We start from the raw sequence: 1,168 nt of genomic DNA on the forward strand, positions 1-1,168 counted from the left end.
GCAAGACCTCCCCAACGAGATCCGCGTCACGGTGCGGTGGCGCGGCGGACGTGCCCGGCGATCCGCTCGTAGACCCGCCGGGTGACGTCGGCCGCACTGCTCATGATGTTGTAGCCGTGATCGACACCGGGCACCTCGTGATACTCGGCCAGGGCACCCACCGCATCGAGCTTCTGCGCGTACTGCCACGCCTCGTCGCGCAGCCGGTCGTACTCGGCGGTGACGATCAGCGCCGGGGCGATCCCCTCGAGCCCGTCGGCGTTGGTCCCCCAGACCGGGGAGACCAGACGGTCGGTGCGCTGCGCACGATCGGGGACGTAGGCGGTGTCGAACACCTCACCCATCCACGGCTTCAGCACCGCCTTGGCGCCGACCGGGGAATGCTTGTCCTTGGTGGCGGTGACCAGGTCCAGCGGTGGGTAGTGCAGCATCTGCAATGCGATCTTCGGCCCGCCGTTCGCTGTGCCGTTCTCCAAAGCCAGCCTCGCTGCGCCCGCGGACAGGCTGCCACCCGCGCTCTGGCCTCCGACGCACAGCCGGGTGCCGTCCCAGTCCCGCTCGGGCGCCGCGGCCCAACCGAGCACGTCATAGATCTGCTCCACCGGCGTGGGGAACCGGTGTCCCGGGGCCAACAGGTAATCGACGTTGACCACAACGACATTCGCGTGTTCGGCCAGGAACCGGCACCACGGGTCGTCCTGTTCGCGGTGCCCGACCACGAAACCCCCGCCGTGCACGTTCACGTACACCGCAGGCTTCTCCTCACCCGAGGGCGGGTGATACACCGTCGCGGCAACCTCACCATGACGGGTAGGTATCTGCACAAGCGTTGTGCGGCCGGGGATTTCGGGGAACCGGACGCCACGCATGGGCCCCGGTCTCACTCCGACCGAGAACAAACGAGCCAGGGCATCGGCCACAATCGGCGTGGACAGTATCGACACCGCTCCCACGCTACCAATGCCCAGTCATCCCTCGCGCCAGCTTCCCGGCAACAGCGGGTTGGTCGGACCGCCGCGAAGTGGATCGCTCTCCAGCGTCACCAGCCCCTCTGCATCGGCAACCCCGGAGTTGTGCCGCGTACCGGCGAATCCCCCTGCCGCACCCTGCTTTCCGGTGCCACGGGCGGATGCCTCGACACGGGGCGGTGCGGTGACGGCAGGCCCGG

Annotated in this window: 2 protein-coding genes; both read right to left on the reverse strand. The window is 68.7% G+C overall.

From position 1 onward, the window contains the following. Nucleotides 1-26 precede the first annotated feature (26 nt). Nucleotides 27-869, reverse strand: coding sequence for an alpha/beta hydrolase (locus tag ACWGPE_RS19050; RefSeq protein ID WP_247613808.1), 843 nt, complete (start codon nt 867-869; stop codon nt 27-29). Nucleotides 870-968: 99 nt separating this feature from the next. Then, nucleotides 969-1,168: PPW family C-terminal domain-containing PPE protein (locus ACWGPE_RS19055; RefSeq protein WP_452049322.1), on the reverse strand; the 200-nt coding region annotated here is incomplete at its 5' end.

This window comes from Agromyces sp. NPDC055658, assembly GCF_053618155.1.

Coding starts and splice junctions, on each gene's coding strand:
- ACWGPE_RS19050 (WP_247613808.1), bottom strand. CDS start 869: ATGCGTGGCGTCCGGTTCCCCGAAATCCCCGGCCGCACAACGCTTGTG.